The organism is Acinetobacter sp. LipI_23 (genome assembly GCF_058243045.1).
In genome coordinates this window covers 1,009,639-1,031,262 of record NZ_JBZAYJ010000001.1, presented here as the reverse complement: position 1 = coordinate 1,031,262, position 21,624 = coordinate 1,009,639, and the positions used below count along the sequence as shown (strand labels likewise).

Below are 21,624 nucleotides of genomic sequence, written 5' to 3'. Positions count from 1 at the left end.
AGCACATTGACTCTCTTAAAAATAATATCTCATTCGTTTATCACGATAAGGGTGGTAATAAATAATGTTGCAGATCTTGTTCTAATTTTTCTTGAAAATGAGCTGGCTCAATAATTTTAATGTATGGAATCCAATAGCGCACCAAAGGTAAAAGTTGCATTTCATGGCAAATTTGACAATCAATTAACAAACCACCTGATGCATCTTCTAGTACGATTTGTTGCTCTGGCAATAATAGACGTTGCTTAAAATATAAGGCAACTTCAGGTCGCACCGATATTTTCACCGTTTGCTTATGCTTTGCAAACCAAATCCCCTCACTGAGCTCTAATTGGGTCAAGACCACTAAATGGTGCTCGAAAAGCTCCGACTCATGTACAACCACCTGATTTATTTTACTTAAACGATAAGCACGCAATTCGTCACCTACAGCCGCAGCCAAATACCAACTGCCATGATGATGAATTAATCGATATGGGTCTACATCTCGCAAACGATCATTATAAATAAAACTGATTTTTTGACGCTTGTGAATTGCATCAGCAAAAACCTGAAAATGTTCAGCAAATTGCTGCGCATTTTCATAATAATAACCTTTGGCAGAGAATACTTGATTCGCTCGCTCATCAAGCAGGCCACGTAGAAAAGACATATCTAGAGATGGATAGAGCTCACTGATCCCAGAAAGCTGCGCAAAGTTCTGAATGTCTTGTAGCTTAAAGCGCCCAAGATAAACAGGATCTAAAAAGTACTTCTTGGTATATTCATCTTGAAGTAAAGGCAAATACGTATTGAGACGATCAAAATCTCGCTCTATCGTTCGCGTACTCACCTGAAATTCATGTGCTAGTTCTGCAACCCCTAATTGATATCCAGTATTTAATTTAGTCAAAATATTTGCTAAACGCTCCGCAAGGCGTTCATGTGTTGAAGCTTTACGCTTCATATTGCCCTCGCTGCACAATCAATGTTGTGTCTTTATTTATAGTTAAATGCCTAAGCATTATATTCAATATAAGTCACTGAATAATATTAAGTAAAAGACAAACGGTTAGCTTTCAAGCTATGTCATTTTTTATCAAAAAAAAGCGTTCAATGTTTGTTAGATTTCTTCTTCTTTACAGCGGTTTGCTGATGCGCTAATCGCTCTATATAGCGCTCAAAATGAATTAAGGCTTTATACAACTTGTGTAACTCATCAGGTAAAACACTATTATAGATAACCGCCTTATGCAAGCGCTTGAGCGCACGGAAACCATGCGCATGTGTATATGATGTCGATAAAATTTTCATGACAACCCTCTTTTCTGTTTTATTTTTCATTTAAAACCACGTAAATTTGTCAGGTTTAAATTTAGTTGCAAATTTACACCACGGTTTTGACAGGTTGTGTCGAGCAGTTATCATTTTTAATCTTTGTGAAATTATTTTCTGTTTTCAGTACATTATTTTTATTTTTTGGCAAAATTTTAGGCAAAAAAAAGCTGACACTAGGTCAGCTCTACTTTTTATACTATAGAAATATTACAGAATTTTTACCACAACTTTACCCACGTGCTCACCCGTATCCATGCACGCATGTGCTGCTTGAATCTGATCGAACTCAAAAGTTTGATAAATCATTGGCAAGCACTCACCTTTGGCCCATAGCGGTGCTACATGATCTTGTAAACCTTGTGCAATCTCCGCTTTCTCAGCCGTATTTCGTGCACGCATGGTCGAACCCGTGATGGTTAAACGCTTCATCATAATTTGCCCCAACTTAACCTCTTTGGCTTTTGCACCACCTAAAAAGGCAATATAAACCAAACGTCCATCGCGGCGAAGCAAGTTCAAATTCTTTTCTAAATACGGTGCACCCACCATATCTAAAATGACATCAACACCAGCATTATCCGTTTTCTCATTGATCTCGTGTTCAAAGTCTTGGGTTTTATAATTGATGGCATCTGTCAAATTCGCAATGGCTTGTACTTTTTCATCGCTGCCGACGGTTGCAAAGGTTTTAATATCCAATGCTTTACATAGCATGAGTGCCGTGGTGCCAATACCACTGGTTCCACCATGTACCAACACCACTTCCCCTGCTTTAGCTTTACCCATTTGGAACACATTGGCCCAGACCGTGAAAAAAGTTTCAGGAATAGCCGCCGCTTCCACAAAGCTTACATTTTCTGGAATATGTAAAGTTTGGCTTTGTGGAACCACACAATACTCTGCATAACCACCACCATTGGTCAAACCACAAACTTTATCGCCTAATTTAAACTGGGTAACTTCAGCTCCAACTGCAACGACCTCACCTGCAACCTCAAGCCCCGGCACTTGTGTTACCCCAGGCGGCATTGGATATAAACCTTGACGCTGTAAAATATCTGGACGGTTAATACCAAACGCATGGACCTTAACCAGGACCTCATCTGCTTTTGCTTCAGGGATCGTCACTGTTTCATATGCCAGCTTATCCACACCACCCGGCTCTGTAATAATGACCTGTTGCATCGTTTCTTGTGACATGATTTATTCCTAACTCTTGCGATATTTTTCAAGTTTCATAGACCTATTTGATCATAGAAATAAATTGAAATGAATAACACCGTACTTATGTATAGTCTGAAGCCTATTTTGCTGCGCGATAGCGCTGATCATTGATAAAAAAAGCAAGCTGCGACATCAATCCGACTGCATTCAACATCCCTCTCAAACATCACCTAGAACCATTAGGTCCAGATAAAAAGCACAAGTATTCAGTTGCGTGGCTGATCAGGCAAAGACACAAACTGCATTAGAAATTTACGAACCAAAGGCAAAAACACCATAATCAGAGGAAATGCAATCAGCCAAGATAGACTCCAGCTTTTGAGCCAAAGATGGAAAAAATTATGCACTAAGCCTTTATTTAACAGTAAGTTAAAACCAGAAATAGAACCACTCATCAGGCCTGAAAGTAATAACGGCATTAACCAATTTAAATGTTTGATATGAATTTTGGGGAGCGTGTTGAACATAATCGACCTGAGTAAATAAAAATTAGCTTTGGCTTTGCGTTTTAACGGTTTGTTTTAAAGCTTTCATAAACTGTCCAAAATGGGGCATAAAATCTTTAAAGAGTGGAAGGTTTTTATGCTCTAGCATCACCTCACTAAAGAGCTTTAAACCAACAGTAAATGATTTCGCTGCTTCATCATCATCCAGCATTTGACTGTTTTGAATCACCTGTAACACTTTAAAAATATCGTCGTGGTTATAGGTGTTAAAACTCAAAGTATCTGTATAGTTCGACGGGTTGCCTTGAGCATCTGCAATGTGTTTGAGTATGACTTCATAAGTATGTTGTTTCATTCTGTTTTCCTAGAGACGTGCAATATTCACTGCTGCTTGATCGATTTGTTCTGCAATAGCACGAATTTGTTTAGGGCTCAGCTCACTGTATTGGATCTTGAGCTTTAAAGAAGCTTTGAGGTTTTCCATCGCACGTTTAATATCAAGATATTGTTCATTATTTTGAATTTGTTTACGCGTGTCGAAACGAGATAAAATCTTTTCCACATTTGCTTGCTCAGCCTCAAGATGCTTCAAACCCAAGGTTGTTATACGGTATTGCTTACGTTCAGCGCCATCTAATGCGACCTGAACAAACTGTTGCTCTTCCAAATAATTCAAGGTTGGATAGATCGTTCCTGCACTTGGGCAATAGCCCCCTCCCACAATTTCACCCACCTCTTTAATGAGGTCATAGCCATATTTAGGTGCAAATGAAATGAGATGTAAGGCTAAAAGTTTCATCTGACCCACTTCAAATAGGCGCTGTTTACGTAACACTGGCGCTATTTCCAAATCAGTAAAGGGTTCAACTTTTTGTGCTTTAGACATAAACAAGATACATCTTTAAATTACTAAGATATATCTTAAGTTGTTTTTTAAGAATTGCAACCTCAAGCCCTGAAATAGAACATCAAAATTTAAAATCAAATAGGTAACCGTGAAGGATTACTTGATATTTTTAGATAAGATTGCTGAACAGTTGCAATACCGCTAAAATTTAACTTATGTTGCATGCTCACCCCCTCAAGTGAACTCTGACAAAACTCCTAAAATTCAGAATTAAATTAAAATGACAGATCAACTTAGAAAAAAATTTGAAAACCTACAACTCAATGCTGGGCAAGGCAAGATCAGTGCATTTCTTTCTGTTTCCTTAGGCTTTTTGGGTATTTTTGCTGCTTTATGTTTTTTATTTCCCACTGTGCTCACCACACCAGAGCTACGCCCGCTATATAGCAAACACTATGATGTTTTCTATTATACCTTACTGTTTGGCATTGTAATCAGTGCTGGCTTTGGTACCTATAGTGCGATCATTAAACAGAATAAATATGGTTTTTATGGTTTGTGTATCACCATTTTAGCAGCTATTTTAGGCTGTGGACTGATCAAAGCACCGACATTGCCTGCTCTACCCTTTTATGCAGGTTTTGATTATTTCGTTATTACCTTAATCATCCTTGCTTTAGTTTTCATACCACTTGAAGGATTCTTTGCAAAGAACACTGAACAGAAAATTCTGCGCGTTGGCTGGGTCACAGACATGAAATATTTCATGTTTAGCCATATTGGCATTCAGCTTTTTTCATTTTTAACGGTCATGCCTATTCAGTATTGGATCACACATATTCCCAATAACCCGATTGTGCCTTATGTGCAGGCGCAGCCAATTTGGTTGCAGTTTATTGAGTTATTGATCGTGGTGGACTTCACTACCTATTGGTTACACCGTGCGATGCATGAAGTGAACTTTTTATGGCGCTTTCATGCCATTCACCATTCAACGGAACAAATGGACTGGCTAGCCTCTTCACGCTTACACATCGTTGAAGTGTTAATGACCCGTTTTATCGCAACCTTACCAATTTTTCTGTTAGGTTTTCATACCTCTGCAGTCTTTGCTTATTTGGTCTTTATTTCTTTCCATGCCATTTTCATTCACTCCAACGTGCGTTTCCGCTTTCCCTATCTGCGCTGGTTGATCGCAACACCTGAATTTCATCACTGGCATCATTCTTCTGAAAAGCCTGCGATTGATAAAAATTATGCAGCCTTTATTCCACTTTATGACGTGATTTTTAAATCGATTTACATGCCTAATCATTTGGCCAGTGTATATGGCACCGTCGGCTATAAAATTCCAAACAGTTTTGTGAAGCAGTTTACTTGGCCATTTAAACGTTATGTGAATAAACTGAAAAAGCGCTTAAACAAAGATAATGAGACTTCCTAACAAAACCAATCGATTAACAATCTCAATAATTGAAGCTTGTCTAATCCCTCACCAAAATAGAAAACCTGTATCTCCGCAGGTTTTCTTTCTTTTTCCAAGTCTTGTAAATCGAACTTAAATTACGCTCGCCCTTTAAATTCTTTGACCATACGATCACTCACGTCTTCTGGATAACACAGTGGCGCAGCACTACCGACTCGATTGTAAGCACTACGTTTACCACACCGACTTCCATTTCTTGCAGTATTGTAAGGACAAGGACAATTTCCCGAATACGCTTGTATCGATTGTTGAATAATTTCCTTCTTAATCGCTTCATCACTTTGCGTGGACTGTTTAGCATCAGCAGCAAAAGTTAAAGTTAAACCAATAAATAATAATATTTTTTTCATAATACCCCTCTACAAAAGAGGCATTCTATAGCACTGAATTTTTATTGAAATATCACATTATTTATTTGAATAATATTTATCCATCTAAAATAGAAATAAAAAACCCACCTTACGGTGGGTTCCTTCAAATCAGCTCAATCTCTTATAGACGAACCAATTCAACAATTTTATCAGCTAGCTCTTCAACCGCATCTTGAGTGAATGCGACATCTGTACCGTCGACAAGGTCAGTCACCACAACCACACCTGTTTCACGTACTAGTGCAACCTGATCAGCAGTTAGACCCGCTTTCGCAATCGCAACCACACCTTGTTGAATCAACAAGTTTTCAAGTGCTTGTGCATTTTCTAGGGCTTTCGCAGAGACAGTTACCGCAGCAGGTTTTTGACCTAAACGTGCAGCACGGTCTTCCGCTGTGACAGGGTTGCTATGCGCAGACCATTCCACAGACTCTTCCACCATACCCGCACCAATCGTCACGTTGTTTAAACGGTCGATGAAGATAAACGAACCTGTATAACGACTGTCTTGGTAGCGATCAAATACCACAGGCGCATCAAACTCAACCGTGACATTAGCAATCGCGTTCAGCTCAAGACTATCGACTTGTACTTTTTCCAATGTATTCACATTGGTACGGTAGTTAATTGCAGTCACTTTTGCAGGAACAGTTTGCGTGCCCACTTTTAAGTTATACAACTTACCAATCACCAGCGGTTGATCTGCCATCCAAACCACAGTTGCATTGACCGAACGTGAAATTTCTGGCGCAGCTTGATCTGCACGTACAAGTACGTTACCACGCGAAATATCAATTTCGTCATTCAGCGTCAACGTTACGGCTTGACCTGCAACAGCGCGCTCTAAGTTCCCATCATAAGTAACGATTTCTTTAACCGTCGACGACTTACCAGATGGTAAAGCCACGATTTTGTCACCTACTGATACATCACCCAGCGCAACCGTACCGCAGAAACCACGGAAATCGAGGTTTGGACGGTTCACATATTGCACAGGGAAACGGAAATCATTGGTCACTGAACTGCGGTTAATTTCCACAGATTCAAGCGTACCCATCAACGTTTCGCCTGTATACCATGCCGTATTTGGTGATTTATTGACAACGTTATCACCATTCAATGCTGAAATAGGCGTAAAGATAATGTTGTTTGGCTTACGGTCACCCAATTGTGCCACAAAACCTGCATACTCCGTCTGAATTTCATTGAAGCGCGCTTCAGAAAATTCAACCAAGTCCATTTTGTTAATCGCAACAATAATGTTCTTAATGCCAAGTAAGCTTGCAATATAAGTATGACGACGCGTCTGAGTTTGTACACCATAGCGCGCATCAATCAAAATAATCGCAAGATCACAGGTCGACGCACCCGTTGCCATGTTACGCGTGTATTGCTCATGTCCCGGTGTGTCAGCAATGATGAACTTACGCTTTTCAGTTGAGAAATAACGATAAGCCACATCAATGGTAATACCCTGTTCACGCTCAGCTTGTAGACCATCGACAAGGAGTGCTAAGTCAGGTGCATCGCCTGTCGTACCGACTTTTTTAGAGTCACGAGTCACCGCTTGCAATTGATCTTCATAAATCAATTTTGAATCGTAAAGTAAACGACCAATTAAAGTTGACTTACCATCATCGACATTACCGCAAGTCAAAAAACGCAATAAGTCTTTATTTTCATGTTGTTTTAGATAGCCCAAGATATCTTGGCTAATCAGTTCTGATTGATGAGACATTGCTCAAAACTCCACATATTCTTTAGAAATCGGTTTTTAATCTCTTTAATCCCTCTAAATCTCCCTTTGTTAAGGGAGACTTTCCCCTTTACAAAAGAAGGGCTTTCCCCCTCTCTTAGAAAAAGATGAGCAGCACTGCTGCGCAAGGGGAGAGATTTATCAACAGTTAGAAATAACCTTCTTGCTTTTTCTTCTCCATTGAGCCCGCTTCATCATGGTCAATCATACGACCTTGACGTTCAGAGCTAGTTGCAAGCAACATTTCTTGGATAATTTCAGGTAAGGTATTTGCCGTTGACTCCACTGCACCCGTAAGTGGGTAACAACCAAGTGTACGGAAGCGTACCGATTTCATTTGTGGAACTTCGCCTTCTTTTAAAGGCATACGTTCATCATCAACCATAATCAGGGTACCACTACGCTCAACCACAGGACGTTCTGCAGCTAAGTAAAGTGGAACCAATGGAATGCTTTCCAAGTAGATATATTGCCAAATATCAAGCTCAGTCCAGTTTGATAGTGGGAATACACGAATACTTTCACCTTTGTTCACTTTACCGTTGTAGAGATTCCAAAGTTCAGGTCGTTGGTTTTTTGGGTCCCAACGGTGTTTCGAGTCACGGAATGAATAGACACGTTCTTTCGCACGTGATTTTTCTTCATCACGACGCGCACCACCAAATGCCGCATCAAAACCGTATTTATCAAGTGCTTGTTTTAAGCCTTGAGTTTTCATGATGTCGGTATATTTTGAGCTACCATGGTCAAATGGGTTAATGCCCGCATCTTTCCCTTCTTTGTTTTGATGTACGATCAAATCAAAGCCATGGGTTTTTGCCATGTTGTCGCGGAAAGCAATCATGTCTTTAAATTTCCAGCCCGTATCTACATGTAGAAGCGGAAATGGTAGCTTGGCAGGATAGAACGCTTTTAGCGCCAGATGCAGCATGACTGCTGAATCCTTACCAATAGAATAAAGCATCACTGGGTTCTCAAACTCAGCAGCTACTTCGCGGATAATATGAATACTCTCAGCTTCAAGCTGTTTAAGATGAGTAAGTCTTTCCTCATTTAATGACATTGACAGCACCAACTCACAAAAATCGTGTACTTATTACACTTTTAAAAATATATATTCATTATAAAGATTTAGTTATACACACTATTGCTTGTTTTATTATATTTATATGCAAAAACCTCATATAAAACAAAATTGATAAGATCTATAAGTTTTATTCAATGATCATAAATCCCTAAATACACTCAAATATTACATCAACTTCATTCAAAGTATTCAGCCTGTTCACCCTTCCATGCTTCGATTTTTCATCTATGTTTCTGCTTGGCAATACATTTACAAAGACCTAAAGTCGGTTTCATTTAGGTTCTATGTATATGACTTACCAAACTCTCAATCTAGAAGACTAAAAATAACACTCAATACAAAACAGCTTGTTGATTTTATATATCAACATGATACCAAAGAAAGTTAAGCTAATTGCACAAGCCATAAAAAACCCGCAATAAATGCGGGTTCTATCACTCTCAAATATTAATTAGGACTTACGCAGTATTATTTATAGATTCTCTGTGGTAGCAGATGATTTTTATCGAGAATAAAGTCATCAATGAAGTTTTTGATCATTGGTCTAAATAACTTCTTCTGCCAACGATATACATTTTCAAAGATCCGCTCAAACTGGTTCTTTTGTATCTCAACGTAGGCCATCAAGGCTGAAAAAATATGATTCGAAATCAGTTTAGATCGTCTTACTTGAAACTTTTCAATATGACAAACCTGTTTAATCACTCGGTGATATTGTTCTATTTTCCAATGACTTGAATGTAATTCATGAAAACCCTCAAAGGACAATAAATCATCTTCATCTTGATGCACAATATAAAACCTCTGCTGTTCTTTTAACTGAGTCTTAAATAATTGTACAAAGCCAAAATCTTTGAGCCAGACCACTTGACCCTGATGGAAATTTGGCAATAAACGCAGTTGAAACCATTGTCCTTTTTCTGGGGAAACCTTACGGTTACAGTCGATACCAAACATAAATCGAATACCATATTTTCTTATGGTTTTTAGATTTCCAGTCGATGAATACCAACTATCACCTGTAATAAATTGAATCTTTGCACCCCAACTGAGTACTTCACTTAACATATCCATAAAGTAATCATTCTTGGTTTTACTTTCAGATTTGTCATAAATTCGGAAATTAATTGGAATATTTTGACCATTCTGATCTGTCGCATACAAGGTAATGAGATTAATACCCTTGACGGATCGGTGGTGTTTGCCTGACCAAAAATAGCTAACCAAGTCCATATGTTGACTATAGGGTTTATCTAAAACAGTATCATCAATACTGACTATAAGTTTATTATTATCAATATGTTGAATTGCTTCTTGATATAGGTCGTGAGGTGTGTAGTCTTCACGTTCTAGAAAGCGATTTACACTATCATGCGAGATGTTATAAGTCTCGGCAAGTTGTGTGCAGCTAATAGAGTTCGGTTCTGTCATGAGAAAGCCCATATAAATGGGTAGTGTACAAGTTGCTGTAGAAGCATGTTTAATTCGTCTGATCACAGATACTTTATAAAGTATTTTAATACTTTTTTGAATCCGTCAATGCGTAAGTCCTATTAATAATGAAAAACGCTTTTATCTAAAGGTATTTCTATACCAATCGATGCACCAGCATCATTACCATGTAAATCAGAATCACTGAACCAACCATTAATTTTGATTGGTACAAATGATCTTAAGTAATGTGACCAAGTTAAATCGATAGCTTTAATATCATCTGTTTCAGGAAAGGCTGCATTGGTAATACGGCCAGATTGATTAACCTTTGCAAATAATAATCGACCATTTAAACTATTCATTGGATCAAATCGAATATCTCCACCTACAGAAATCATCTCACCATCACCACCCATAGCATGCCCCAATGGGAAACCATGTTGGTAATAACCATCGGTATAAGTTGAATGATTATATGAAACCCCTAACGCGTCACGGTTGGTACGAGTATCAGCCCATTCTGTATAAAGTTGATATGGCATGTTTTTAAAAGATGACGAATAATCTACGCCAGCAAGATACATTTTTTTAGAAGGTAAGCCACCAGCTTCATCTTCACCTACATATTGCCCATACAGACTCATAGGTACATTCAACAACTGCTGAAAATTCAATCGAGCATCAAAACCAGCAACTTGGTTAGATGGATCTGGTTCTCCAGTCCCACCATTGTCTTTATTTCCGACAAAAGCATCCCATAATGAACTTAAACTTTCAGGACGACCTTCTCCGCCCCATTGAAAAGCACGGGAAGCACCTAATTCTAAATAAGGTAAAGGTTGTGCTGTAAGACGTAATCCCACTAATTTAGCATCAGGTACAGCAGAATAATCATCTAATTGACCAGCAAATGCTTGATACTGCCAAGCGCCAATCCATGACAACCATTTTGTTTCAAAAGCTGATTGATCTGCACGTTGAGCCGTAAACCCATAAACTGGACGGCTTGCATCGCCACGAATTAAGCTGCCATCATGTCCTGGGCCCCAATATGTTGGTATCTGACCTGCAACTACCCATTGATTCCACAATTTTCCTGCAATATATGAACCTTCAGCATTGACATCATGGCCATTATCAATTTGAGGGTCTTTTTCTCCATTAACTCTAAGTCGAACATCCCAATTTTCACCGCCGGCATTAAATTCCAAACCTGCTTGGTACTGTGCTTTTTCTTGATCACCAAAAGCTTGCGGAATTTCTTTTTGATCACTCTCAGCAAATAAACGTGCTTTAAACATCGCGTTCTCACGATCGAGATGAGCTCGCACTGACTCAATAACTTTTTGCTGAGCAGAAGTCGCTACTTTAGCCTGAGACAATACTCTTTGAATTTCATCACCACTCATTGGCCATGTTGATGTGCTAACTTGTATCACACCCTGCTGATTTAACCAGTTTAGATCCGTTCTTAAATTTTGATCATTTAAAACGAGACCTTGAGCAAAGATACTCGTTGTTGCACCCATTAGCACAGCGATTGCAAGTGTTTTTTTTAGAAACATTCCGTTTTATTCTCAGGACTTAAAGCTAAGTGTTACCTTATTTTTTTGGTGATGTATCAAAAAGTATGCTAAAAAAAAGCAGGTTGAATTTTGATAAAATAGAGAAATGCAAATAACTCTAGAAATCAAATGTCCAACCTGCCTCAGTGACAGTATAAAGAAAAATGGCATCAAAGTAGATGGGAAACAAAACTACCAATGCAAAGACTGCAAACGTCAGTTTATTGGTGACCATGCTCTGAGCTATCTAGGATGTAATTCTGGCATTACTCGTAAAATATTACAGTTAATGGTCAGAGGCAGCGGTATACGAGATATCGCTGAAGTTGAGCGCATTAGTATCGGTAAAGTCTTACGGACTTTAACTGAATCGGCCTATCAAATTCAGCCTAAACAAAGTCATTATGAATCTCTCGAAGTAGATGAATTCTGGACTTTTGTTGGAAATAAAAATAATAAACAATGGCTTATTTACGCTTACCATCGAGAAACAGGTGAGATTGTTGCTTATGTTTGGGGTAAGAGAGATTTAGCTACAGTCCAAAGGTTGAAGACAAAGCTTAAACAATTAGGTATTCACTACACCCGAATTGCAAGTGATCATTGGGACAGTTTCATCACTGCTTTTAAAAACTGCAAGCAAAGTATTGGTAAGTTTTTTACTGTAGGAATTGAAGGTAATAATTGCAAAATAAGGCATCGAATAAGGCGTGGTTTTAGAAGAAGTTGTAATTTCTCCAAAAAGCTTGAAAACCATTTTAAAGCCTTCGACTTAACCTTCTTTTACATCAATAATGGCTTCATTTAATGTCAGCATACTTTTTAAAACACCACCATTTTTTTTATATCTTTTTTTCAAGCTTTTCTATTTAGTAATGTTGTAAAGATCAATAAAAAACCCGCAATAATACGGGCTTTTATGTTCATATCAACTTAGTTTTTATGACGCATGTGTGGGAACAGAATCACATCACGAATACTTGCTGCATTAGCGAATAACATGACTAAACGGTCAATACCGATACCCTCACCCGCTGTCGGCGGTAAACCATACTCAAGTGCTTCAACAAAGTCTGCATCGTAGTGCATTGCTTCATCATCACCTGCGTCTTTTTCTGAAACCTGAGCTTGGAAACGTTCAGCTTGGTCAATCGGGTCATTCAACTCTGAGAAACCATTTGCAAGCTCACGGCCGCCAATAAAGAACTCAAAACGGTCCGTAATGTGTGGGTTATGATCATTACGACGTGCCAATGGCGATGTTTCAGCTGGATATTCTGTAATGAAAGTCGGTTGACGTAGCTGAGTTTCAACAGTTTCTTCAAATACGATGGTTTGAAGTTTGCCCAGACCAAAACCTGGTTTTACCTGTTCTTTCAGCTCTTCTTGCACAAATTTTGCCAAGAATTCACGATCATTGACATTTTCAGGCGTGAACTGTGGGTTGTGTGCAAGAATGGCATCAAACATCGAAATTTTCTTGAATGGACCTTTGAAGCTATAAACTTCTTCACCATAAGGCACATCAGTTGAACCCAAAATTTCCAGTGCTAAACGCTCAAGCATATTTTCGGTAAGTTCCATCAAGTCTTTATAGTCTGCATAAGCTTGATAGAATTCAATCATGGTGAATTCTGGGTTATGACGCGTCGAAACACCTTCGTTACGGAAGTTACGGTTAATTTCAAACACACGCTCAAAACCACCAACCACCAAACGTTTCAAGTAAAGCTCAGGTGCGATACGTAAGAAAAGTGGCATATCCAAAGCATTATGATGCGTTTCAAATGGACGCGCTGATGCTCCACCTGGAATCACATGCATCATCGGTGTTTCTACTTCCATGAAGCGCTGTTCAGTTAAGAATGCACGAATGCCTGAAACCACTTTGGCACGAATTTCAAAAGTCTTACGTGTTTCTTCGTTCACAATTAGGTCAAGATAACGCTTACGATATTTAACTTCAGTATCGTTTAGACCATGAAATTTATCTGGAAGTGGACGAAGCGACTTGGTTAAAAGCTCAAAGTGTTCGATATGTACATAAAGGTCACCCTTACCTGAACGACCAATATAACCTTTCACCGCGATAATATCGCCAAGATCTAAACTCTTAATGGTTTCTAAAGTTTCTGGTGATAACTCTTTACGCGCCACATATAACTGGATACGACCCGTCATATCTTGGATCACGATGAATGAACCACGGTTCAACATCACACGACCCGCTACAGACACATAAACATGCTCTGCTGCTTCAATTTCTTCTTTGCTTTTGTCTGCAAATTGATCTTGTAAGTCTTGCGCATAATGTTCACGTTTAAACGTGTTTGGCCATGGGCTAGTGCCCGTTTGTTTGGCTTGATCTTCAATCTGCTTTAACTTGGCATGACGCTGTGCAATTAAATCGTTTTCGGAAATGGTTTGTTCAGAAGTCGATTGAGCGTTTTGTTGCGTCATCTCTGCCTCGTATATGTATTAAAAAACGGAAGTTGCATAGCATAGCAGAATTCCAGACGAATGAGCATCATCAAAAACCACGCGGTATATAAAAAAGTATACATCCTGTTTATTTCAGAGCTAAGACACCCACCGTATAAAAGGTCTGTCTATTTCTTAGACCAAAAGCTAACTTCATTTCACGGTCAATCTCTCTACAATGGACATTATAAATCGTGGAAAAGTAAACTTTTCTCCACTCATAAAATAATTTAGTTTTTTAATTGAATGATAAATCATGAGCAGATGCGAATCTAAAATTTTGTTTTTGCATGGATTAGACTCCTCTCGCGAGTCCACTAAGTTCCATGCCATTGATGCAAAGCAGAAATTTTGTATCGATATCGATTATCGCTATCTCAATTTTTCTACCGTAGCCAGTTTCTACGACGATATTATTGAAAAAATAAAACCTGAGATTATTGTTGGGCATTGTATTGGTGCGTATTGGGCATTGAAAATGTCGCTGCTACATCAAATTCCATGTGTGATTGCCAACCCACGCTTAGCGCCTGACTTTCGCGATGATTACCCGAGCATTAATGAGACTGACTTAGACCACAATGTACCGCAAGTGGCCTACTTGGAGCTGGGAGATGAATTAATTGATATGTATGCAGCACAGGAAATTTTAGAAAATTATATGTTGATTCAAGCAGTTGAAGGTGGACACCACCGATTACTTAAACCTGAAAATATTAATCAACTGATTGAACATCTAGAACAACAATATTTATGTCTTGTCCTGAAATAGATTGACAGTATTCCACTTCAAACCGAGTTAAGCAATTAGCTCGGTTTTAGTTTGCTCATACATCTGATTCGGGGTGTTCATATTTAAACTTAAATGTGGTCTATAGTAATTATAAATCATGATAGATTCCGTAATTAAGTGATCTAACTCCTTCATGGTTTGACATCGTGTAGTTAAAAACTCCTGCTTTAATATTCCATTAATCCGCTCTGCTAATGCATTTTGATATGAGAAACACTGTTTCGCAAGGTATCCATCTGTCATGGAAGGACATATCCCATAATGGCGCAATGCCGATTGATATAGCTCAGAGCAATACTGAGAGCCTCTGTCTGAATGATGAATCATCCTAGTCGCTCGATCCGTCACATGCTGCATCGCCATATGTAGAGCCTGCATAACATTCTCCGCACGCATATCATTCGATAACTTATAACCTTTAATCTGACGGGTATAAGCATCTGTCACCAATGATAAATAATGTACGCCTTCAGCACTCTCAACATAAGTAATATCACTAACAAAGACTTCGTTGGCTTGCACTGCTGAATAATCCTTTAATAAATTTGGATGCTTCTTCATCCAATGCTTGCTATCCGTAGTTTTTGTATAGCGACGCTTGGGGCGAATCAATAAATTATGCTCTTTCAATATTTTAAATAACTGATCCCGTCCACACTTTAAACCACGCTGCAACAATTTGCCTTTAATAAGCCAATACAACTTACGTGTTCCGATACTTGGCATGAGACAACGATATTCCATAACCAACTCAAGTATTTGTTCAGTTGCTTGTGCAGTCATTTGAGCACGTTTTTCTGCTTGATAATAAGCTTGTCGGGTGATTCCCAACCACTGACAATAACGTGAAACGCTTAGTCCTCTTTGGCTTTGCCAATCTTTGAAACGTGCTCGGTATACTTTTTTCCAAGATCAGTCCCACATTCTTTATCAATGTGATAAATCACATCCTGAATAAATTCAGTTTTAAGCTTTTCTGCGGCTAACTGCTTTTCTAATTGGCGGATTCGTTGTTGGGGTGTTAATTGGCGTTTAGAAGAAGGCGGCATATTCGAAGTCCAGTCCTGTTGTCCGTGCTTGCGTAACCATACCAGCACAGTTGATCTTCCTTGAATACCATATTTTGCCTGAGCTTGTTTATAAGTAATTTGCCCTTTTTCTACTTCATGTACAACCATCATTTTAAAGGCAAAGCTATAATCACCTTGTGTACGTTTAACTCTTTGTTCTCGTTCATGTTCCATAAAATAAGCCTCTTAAAGGGGCTTTGTTGCACAAACCTATCTGTAAAGGGTTTTTCAGCGATATAATTTTCAAATGAAGAAGCCTACACACAAAATCTACCGCACAACCAATTGGCCCGCATATAACCGAGCACTCATGAGTCGCGGAAATATTGCCATTTGGTTTGATCCTGCTACGCAATGGTATGCGCCATCAAAAGGCAAACAAGGGCGAAATCAAACCTACTCCGACGCAGCCATCCAATGCTGCTTAATGATTAAATCCTTATTCCGTCTGTCTTTACGTATGGTCACTGGCTTTGTGCAAAGTCTGATTAAACTTTGCGGATTAAATTGGATAGCTCCAGATTACACCACGCTTTGTAGAAGACAAAAGCATATTGATATTGTAATCAGCTACCAAAAAAGTAGCGATGGGCTGCATCTACTCATGGACTCTACAGGCATGAAGTTTCTAGGTGAGGGCGAATGGAAACGCAAGAAACATGGACCTGAATATCGTCGCCAATGGCGTAAACTTCATATTGGTATAGATGCTAAAACCCTACAAATACGAGCAGTTCAGCTTACAACCAATAATGTCAGTGATTCACAGGTGCTTGGTGATTTACTTAATCAGATTCCACAAGATGAGCGGATTGACTCTGTTTATACCGATGGAGCTTATGACACCAAGCAATGCCGTCAGGTCATTGCAGATCGGCAAGGGCATGCGGTGATTCCACCTAGAAAAAATGCGAAACCATGGAAAGATACAAAGAGTAGCTCGCTAGAGCGAAATGAATTACTTCGAACAATTAAACGTTTAGGCAGGACACTATGGAAAAAATGGTCAGGCTATCATCGGCGAAGTTTGGTTGAAACTAAGATGCATTGCATCAAATTATTAGGAGATAAACTCAGTGCAAGGAGTTTTGATAGCCAAGTGAATGAGATCCATGCACGTGTAGCAGTCCTTAACAGATTTACGGAATTAGGTCGACCACTTACCCAAGTTACGCCTTAAATTTGGCTCAATTAGGGGCGCTTTGCATTTCAAATCTTTGTGCAACAAAGCCTCTTAAAGGTGTAAACTTATTTCAGGACGGGACATTATATAAATAAAAAAAGCCTTGGATGTCCCAAGGCTTTTTAATCTGCTTACGCCGCAACAGATTCTGGTTTCGATTTGTCATCTAACACTGACCAAATCTTTAAACCTAAGTCAGCATGCAAATCAGGCAAATCAAGAAAAATACTAGCACCGAGCACTTCATGATTACATTTTGCCACCAACTGTTTAACGGCTTTTAATGTACCACCCGTCGCTAAAACATCATCCACAATAATCACTTTTTGCGATGGGGTATTGGCTGCCATTTCTAAGCGGTCTAATCCATATTCCAAACTATAACCCACACCCACTACCGGTGGTGGCAGCTTGCCTGCTTTACGCACCAACAATAAACCTTTACCTAAACGTTGTGCCAATAAGCTCGCAAGCACAAAACCACGCGCTTCTACAGCAACAAAACTGTCTACTTCCGCCAACTGCTCAGCAGGAATACTTGCAATTAACGCGTCGGTTAAAGGCTCAATATTGCTCATAAACAATGGCGTTAAATCGAAAAAGCAAATCCCAGGTTTTGGAAAATCTTGGACCGTACGAATGTGCGACCACAACGTTGTAGACAAGTTGTTCATAGGAGATCAATAAAATTTGAAAAGGAATAGATGAATTTTACAGCTTTATCTGTTAAAAAAACAGTCAGGCACTGGCTATGCACCCGACTGAACAACCCAAATATTTATGTAAGTTATTGTTTTTAATTAAATCATTTATTTAACAAATATTAGGTATAGATGTACTCAATATTAAAATAGCAATTTAATTCTACATTTGCATCACGACCATAGTCTATATTTTTAAGGATTTTAAAAGACTAGCCGATTGAAAAAACACATCTTTTGACTTGCAATCATCTATATCTTTCACACATTCGCAAAATGCGATCTGGTTTTAAATGATACGTTTTGTCCTGATCATCGCTTTTAGCCGATAGATTCAATCATTAAACTCCGATATTTACTTTACATTCGTATTAGAACTGCGTAAAAATTTAGATTAGCGAAGTATGCTAACAACTCAGATGAATAGCAGCTTGCGTAATGGATTATTTTGCTGAACCCTTTCTTGTTCAGCGTTTTGGAGAGTCAAATGAAGAAGTATCAATGCATCGTTTGTGGATGGATTTATGACGAAGCAGAAGGTTGGCCACAAGATGGCATCGTGGCGGGAACGAAATGGGACGATATCCCTGACGATTGGACTTGCCCAGATTGCGGCGTGTCAAAAATCGATTTTGAAATGGTTGAAATCTAATTCATAGTGTTAAAGACCATGCTGCATGGTCTTTTTTTACGTCTTTAAAATAATCTCTGGAGAACCTTATGCATCCCATCGTCATCATTGGCTCTGGTATGGCAGGCTATGCTGTAGCACGTGAATTTCGCAAGCTGAACCCTAAACAAGAGCTGCTTATGCTATGTGCAGATGATGCGACTAATTATGCCAAACCAACGTTGTCGAATGCCTTTGTTGCCAACAAAGCGCCTGAACAAATTGCTTTGGGTGATGCAGAGAAAATGGCAACACAACTGAAAATGCAGATTGCCACGCATACTTGGGTGAAAGAGATTCATGCTGAACAACAACAGTTAACACTTGTTAAAGATGGCGCTGAATCTACACAGCCCTACTCTCAATTGGTTTTAGCGGTAGGTGCAAACCCAATTCGCTTAGCCATTGCGGGCGATGGAAGTAATGACATTCAAGTTGTAAACAATCTAGACGACTATAAAACCTTTCGTGCAGAACTTGAAAAACGTGCAGACAAACGTGTAGTCATTTTAGGTGCAGGTCTCATCGGCTGTGAATTTGCCAATGATTTACAACATACAGGCCATCAAGCTACCGTCATCGACTTGGCAAACCAGCCTTTGGGTCGTTTATTGCCAGCGCATGTTTCAAGTGCCTTTAAAGAAAACCTTGAAGCAACGGGTATTCATTTTGTCCTTGGCACCACAGTTGAAAAAGTGTCTAAAATTGAAAATGGTGACTATGTTGTGACCTTAGCCAATGGTCAGTCTTTGGTCGCAGATGTAGTGTTATCTGCGATTGGCTTACAACCAAGCATTTCCCTTGCAAAAGAAGCAGATATTCAAACTAGCCGTGGGATTTTGACCAATGCACAACTTGAGACCAATCAGCCGCATATCTACGCGGTCGGAGATTGTGCTGAAGTGAACGGACTCTTGCTGCCTTATGTCATGCCGATCATGCAGCAAGCACGCGCTTTAGCCAAAACCTTAAATGGCGAGACCACTGCGGTGCATTACCCTGCTATGCCTGTAGCAGTTAAAACACCGGCTGCGCCGCTCACTGTTTTGCCTGCGCCAATCGATGCAGAGGTGAACTGGGAAACTGAGGAATTAGACGATGGCATGATTGCCAAAGCCCTAGACAGTCAAGGTACACTTCGCGGTTTCGTACTGCTCGGTGCAACCGCAGCAAAACAACGTTTAGCATTAACAAAACTGGTTCCAGACTTGATTCCAGCACAGGTTTAGAGTTTAAATAAAAGGACATTTATAACAATAGATGTCCTTTATGTGAGGATTACAATAATGAATAGCGCACTCCAATATAATCTTTCACCCTATACCTCTTTCATGCGCGAAACTAAAGTCGACTTAGGCAATGGCATTGAACTCCATGTCGAAATCGGTGGCGAAGACCATCATCCGACCATTGTTTTGATCATGGGCTTAGGAGCGCAGCTGTTATTTTGGCCTGACTTCTTCTGTAAATCTCTGATTGATCAAGGGTTTCGTATCATTCGCTTTGATAACCGCGATATTGGTTTATCTTCAAAAATTAAACATCAAGGTCCCCGCTTAAACACCCTCAAACTGATGGGGCGTTTTGCTTTAGGTTTAGATAACCGTGGTGCACCTTATGACTTATACGACATGGCTGACGATGTGGCACTGCTTTTAGACCGTTTAGGTTTAGATGAAAGTTATGTGATTGGTGCATCCATGGGTGGTATGATTGGGCAAATTCTAGCAGCGCGTCACCCACAAAAGGTCAAAAAGCTCGGCCTAATGTTCACCAGTAACAACCAGCCTTTACTGCCGCCGCCTTTTCCAAAGCAACTCTTTAGTCTAATTGGTCGACCTGAATCGACCGATGAAGAAGGAATTGTGAGCCACTCTTTGAAAGTGTTTAAGATCATTGGCTCGCCTGATTATCACAATCCAATCGAGTCAATTCAGACTTCTCGCAAATTATATCGCCGAAGTTATTACCCTGCGGGTGTACTTCAACAGTTTTTAGCAATATTATGTACAGGTTCTTTATTGCAACTGGACAAACAGATTCAACAACCGACCCTTGTGGTACACGGTTCGCGAGACCGTTTACTCCCGCCTAGTCACGGAAAGGCCGTTGCAAAGGCAATTATGGGTGCTAAATTTGAATTAATTGATGGAATGGGGCATGATATCCCACCGCACTTCATTCCAAATCTTAGCGAATTATTTGCACAACACTTTAAATCATAATCATTAGGACACTATGGCTGCATTACCATCCTTAAGACAGCTGTCATATCTCGTTACACTGTCAGAAACGCTGCATTTTACTGAAGCTGCACGCCGTTCATTTGTAACCCAATCGACTTTGTCGGGCGGGATTATGGAGCTTGAACGCCTACTCGGTGGCATACTTGTAGAACGTGATCGCCAAAATGTGCGCTTAACTCCTCTAGGCGAGCAAGTCGTTGCTCGTGCTCGTGTTCTACTGGCAGATGCTCAAGACCTGATGCGTTTAAGCCGAGAAATGAGCGAGCCTTTAACTGGTGATTTACATCTAGGTGTTATTCCAACCATTGCGCCATTTATTCTGGCGCAATTGTTAGATGAAGTGCATAAGCAACTCCCTAAAATTCAACTACATTTACACGAAGCGCAAAGTGAGAAAATTGTAGAAAAACTCGAACATGGCAATTTAGACATGGTCGTTTTGGCTCTACCTTTTGATACACGTGGCTTAAAAGTTGCCGAAGTCGCAAAAGAAAGTTTGTTTTTGGTCTGCAATAAATCAGATATCGCAAGCCAAGCCAAATCGCTGGATGACTTAGACCTTTCGCGTTTAATGTTGCTTGAAGAAGGCCACTGCTTACGTGACCACACTTTAAGTGCCTGCCCTATTGGTGAGCGTAAAAACGATCATCGTTTAAAAGCGAGTTCTTTACCGACCCTTGTGGAAATGGTATCGGCTGATCTTGGTTTTACCTTATTACCTGAAATCGCAATTCATACCAATATGATTAAAGCGAATCCAGATTTGATGGTTAAACAAATTGAAGCTGCTCCAAGCCGTATCTTGGCTTTGGTGACACGTAAAAGCACCCCGCTACAAAGCGAGTTTGATGTGCTATTACAAATCCTGCAAAAAATTACTCAAAATCTGCACTAAGCTTATTTTTGTGCATAAAAAAGGAGTCAAACATGACCCCTTTTTTTGTGCC

Annotated in this window: 22 protein-coding genes; 8 read left to right on the top strand and 14 right to left on the bottom strand. The window is 39.5% G+C overall.

Features of this window, described 5'->3' with window-relative positions:
- Window positions 1-40: 40 nt before the first annotated feature.
- The 6 genes from AC4CVD_RS05115 to AC4CVD_RS05090 all read right to left on the bottom strand — a co-directional run bounded on the left by AC4CVD_RS05115 (window position 41) and on the right by AC4CVD_RS05090 (window position 3,873).
- The gene (locus tag AC4CVD_RS05115) at window positions 41-946 is read right to left on the bottom strand and encodes a helix-turn-helix transcriptional regulator (RefSeq protein WP_490752276.1); all 906 of its coding nucleotides are present in this window, start codon (window positions 944-946) and stop codon (window positions 41-43) included.
- Window positions 947-1,092: 146 nt separating this feature from the next.
- On the bottom strand, window positions 1,093-1,323 hold the full coding sequence (locus tag AC4CVD_RS05110) for a hypothetical protein (RefSeq protein ID WP_238953681.1): 231 nt from the start codon (window positions 1,321-1,323) through the stop codon (window positions 1,093-1,095).
- 201 nt (window positions 1,324-1,524) lie between these two features.
- The gene (locus tag AC4CVD_RS05105) at window positions 1,525-2,517 is read right to left on the bottom strand and encodes an NAD(P)H-quinone oxidoreductase (RefSeq protein ID WP_490752274.1); all 993 of its coding nucleotides are present in this window, start codon (window positions 2,515-2,517) and stop codon (window positions 1,525-1,527) included.
- A gap of 230 nt (window positions 2,518-2,747) precedes the next feature.
- On the bottom strand, window positions 2,748-3,008 hold the full coding sequence (locus AC4CVD_RS05100) for a DUF2798 domain-containing protein (RefSeq protein ID WP_004694355.1): 261 nt from the start codon (window positions 3,006-3,008) through the stop codon (window positions 2,748-2,750).
- A gap of 22 nt (window positions 3,009-3,030) precedes the next feature.
- Window positions 3,031-3,342, bottom strand: a complete 312-nt coding sequence (locus AC4CVD_RS05095; protein ID WP_151836904.1) for a DUF3861 domain-containing protein — start codon at window positions 3,340-3,342, stop codon at window positions 3,031-3,033.
- 9 nt (window positions 3,343-3,351) lie between these two features.
- The gene (locus AC4CVD_RS05090) at window positions 3,352-3,873 is read right to left on the bottom strand and encodes a PadR family transcriptional regulator (RefSeq protein ID WP_151836905.1); all 522 of its coding nucleotides are present in this window, start codon (window positions 3,871-3,873) and stop codon (window positions 3,352-3,354) included.
- 241 nt (window positions 3,874-4,114) lie between these two features.
- Between AC4CVD_RS05090 and AC4CVD_RS05085 the strand changes: the two genes are divergently transcribed.
- Window positions 4,115-5,278 (top strand): sterol desaturase family protein, encoded by a 1,164-nt coding sequence (locus AC4CVD_RS05085; protein ID WP_159128214.1) that lies wholly within the window; start codon window positions 4,115-4,117, stop codon window positions 5,276-5,278.
- Between the two features lie 119 nt (window positions 5,279-5,397).
- On the opposite strand, the gene AC4CVD_RS05080 is transcribed toward AC4CVD_RS05085, so the two are convergent.
- The 5 genes from AC4CVD_RS05080 to AC4CVD_RS05060 form a co-directional block, all read right to left on the bottom strand.
- Window positions 5,398-5,670: a hypothetical protein gene (locus AC4CVD_RS05080; RefSeq protein ID WP_490752271.1), complete on the bottom strand. Its 273-nt coding sequence runs from the start codon at window positions 5,668-5,670 to the stop codon at window positions 5,398-5,400.
- A 142-nt stretch (window positions 5,671-5,812) separates the two neighbouring features.
- Window positions 5,813-7,429, bottom strand: coding sequence for a sulfate adenylyltransferase subunit CysN (gene cysN / locus AC4CVD_RS05075; RefSeq protein WP_490752269.1), 1,617 nt, complete (start codon window positions 7,427-7,429; stop codon window positions 5,813-5,815).
- Between the two features lie 166 nt (window positions 7,430-7,595).
- Complete coding sequence (cysD, locus tag AC4CVD_RS05070; protein WP_004694369.1) at window positions 7,596-8,510, bottom strand: sulfate adenylyltransferase subunit CysD; 915 nt, start codon at window positions 8,508-8,510, stop codon at window positions 7,596-7,598.
- Between the two features lie 492 nt (window positions 8,511-9,002).
- Entirely contained in the window at window positions 9,003-10,031 is a 1,029-nt protein-coding gene (locus tag AC4CVD_RS05065; RefSeq protein WP_490752267.1) for an IS701 family transposase, read from the bottom strand.
- Between the two features lie 56 nt (window positions 10,032-10,087).
- Complete coding sequence (locus AC4CVD_RS05060; RefSeq protein ID WP_490752265.1) at window positions 10,088-11,533, bottom strand: capsule assembly Wzi family protein; 1,446 nt, start codon at window positions 11,531-11,533, stop codon at window positions 10,088-10,090.
- A gap of 106 nt (window positions 11,534-11,639) precedes the next feature.
- On the opposite strand from AC4CVD_RS05060, the gene AC4CVD_RS05055 reads away from it, so the two are divergent.
- A complete protein-coding gene (locus AC4CVD_RS05055; RefSeq protein ID WP_004282344.1) occupies window positions 11,640-12,341 on the top strand; it encodes an IS1 family transposase in 702 nt (233 codons plus the stop codon).
- A 125-nt stretch (window positions 12,342-12,466) separates the two neighbouring features.
- Here the strand turns inward: AC4CVD_RS05055 and lysS are convergent, their stop codons facing one another.
- On the bottom strand, window positions 12,467-13,993 hold the full coding sequence (gene lysS, locus AC4CVD_RS05050) for a lysine--tRNA ligase (protein WP_078390160.1): 1,527 nt from the start codon (window positions 13,991-13,993) through the stop codon (window positions 12,467-12,469).
- A gap of 277 nt (window positions 13,994-14,270) precedes the next feature.
- Between lysS and AC4CVD_RS05045 the strand changes: the two genes are divergently transcribed.
- Window positions 14,271-14,786, top strand: coding sequence for a YqiA/YcfP family alpha/beta fold hydrolase (locus AC4CVD_RS05045; RefSeq protein ID WP_078390161.1), 516 nt, complete (start codon window positions 14,271-14,273; stop codon window positions 14,784-14,786).
- A 27-nt stretch (window positions 14,787-14,813) separates the two neighbouring features.
- On the opposite strand, the gene AC4CVD_RS05040 is transcribed toward AC4CVD_RS05045, so the two are convergent.
- Window positions 14,814-16,051, bottom strand: a protein-coding gene (locus AC4CVD_RS05040) for an IS3 family transposase (protein WP_101495500.1) whose coding sequence is annotated in 2 segments (ribosomal slippage) — window positions 14,814-15,715 and window positions 15,715-16,051 — 1,239 coding nt in all. Because the reading frame shifts where the segments join, the coding sequence is not laid out codon by codon here.
- Between the two features lie 73 nt (window positions 16,052-16,124).
- On the opposite strand from AC4CVD_RS05040, the gene AC4CVD_RS05035 reads away from it, so the two are divergent.
- Entirely contained in the window at window positions 16,125-17,057 is a 933-nt protein-coding gene (locus AC4CVD_RS05035; protein ID WP_081405714.1) for an IS5 family transposase, read from the top strand.
- A gap of 134 nt (window positions 17,058-17,191) precedes the next feature.
- Here the strand turns inward: AC4CVD_RS05035 and AC4CVD_RS05030 are convergent, their stop codons facing one another.
- Window positions 17,192-17,734 (bottom strand): adenine phosphoribosyltransferase, encoded by a 543-nt coding sequence (locus AC4CVD_RS05030; RefSeq protein ID WP_058869209.1) that lies wholly within the window; start codon window positions 17,732-17,734, stop codon window positions 17,192-17,194.
- Between the two features lie 514 nt (window positions 17,735-18,248).
- Between AC4CVD_RS05030 and rubA the strand changes: the two genes are divergently transcribed.
- The 4 genes from rubA (at window position 18,249) to oxyR (ending at window position 21,572) form a co-directional block, all read left to right on the top strand.
- Window positions 18,249-18,413 carry a rubredoxin RubA gene (gene rubA, locus AC4CVD_RS05025; protein WP_004694381.1) on the top strand — a complete coding sequence of 55 codons (165 nt, stop codon included), beginning with the start codon at window positions 18,249-18,251 and terminating at the stop codon, window positions 18,411-18,413.
- Between the two features lie 68 nt (window positions 18,414-18,481).
- Window positions 18,482-19,660, top strand: a complete 1,179-nt coding sequence (locus tag AC4CVD_RS05020) for an NAD(P)/FAD-dependent oxidoreductase (RefSeq protein WP_490752263.1) — start codon at window positions 18,482-18,484, stop codon at window positions 19,658-19,660.
- Between the two features lie 57 nt (window positions 19,661-19,717).
- Window positions 19,718-20,656: an alpha/beta fold hydrolase gene (locus tag AC4CVD_RS05015; protein WP_004694383.1), complete on the top strand. Its 939-nt coding sequence runs from the start codon at window positions 19,718-19,720 to the stop codon at window positions 20,654-20,656.
- Window positions 20,657-20,669: 13 nt separating this feature from the next.
- Window positions 20,670-21,572 (top strand): LysR family transcriptional regulator OxyR, encoded by a 903-nt coding sequence (gene oxyR, locus AC4CVD_RS05010; RefSeq protein ID WP_490752261.1) that lies wholly within the window; start codon window positions 20,670-20,672, stop codon window positions 21,570-21,572.
- The last annotated feature ends 52 nt before the right edge of the window (window positions 21,573-21,624 follow it).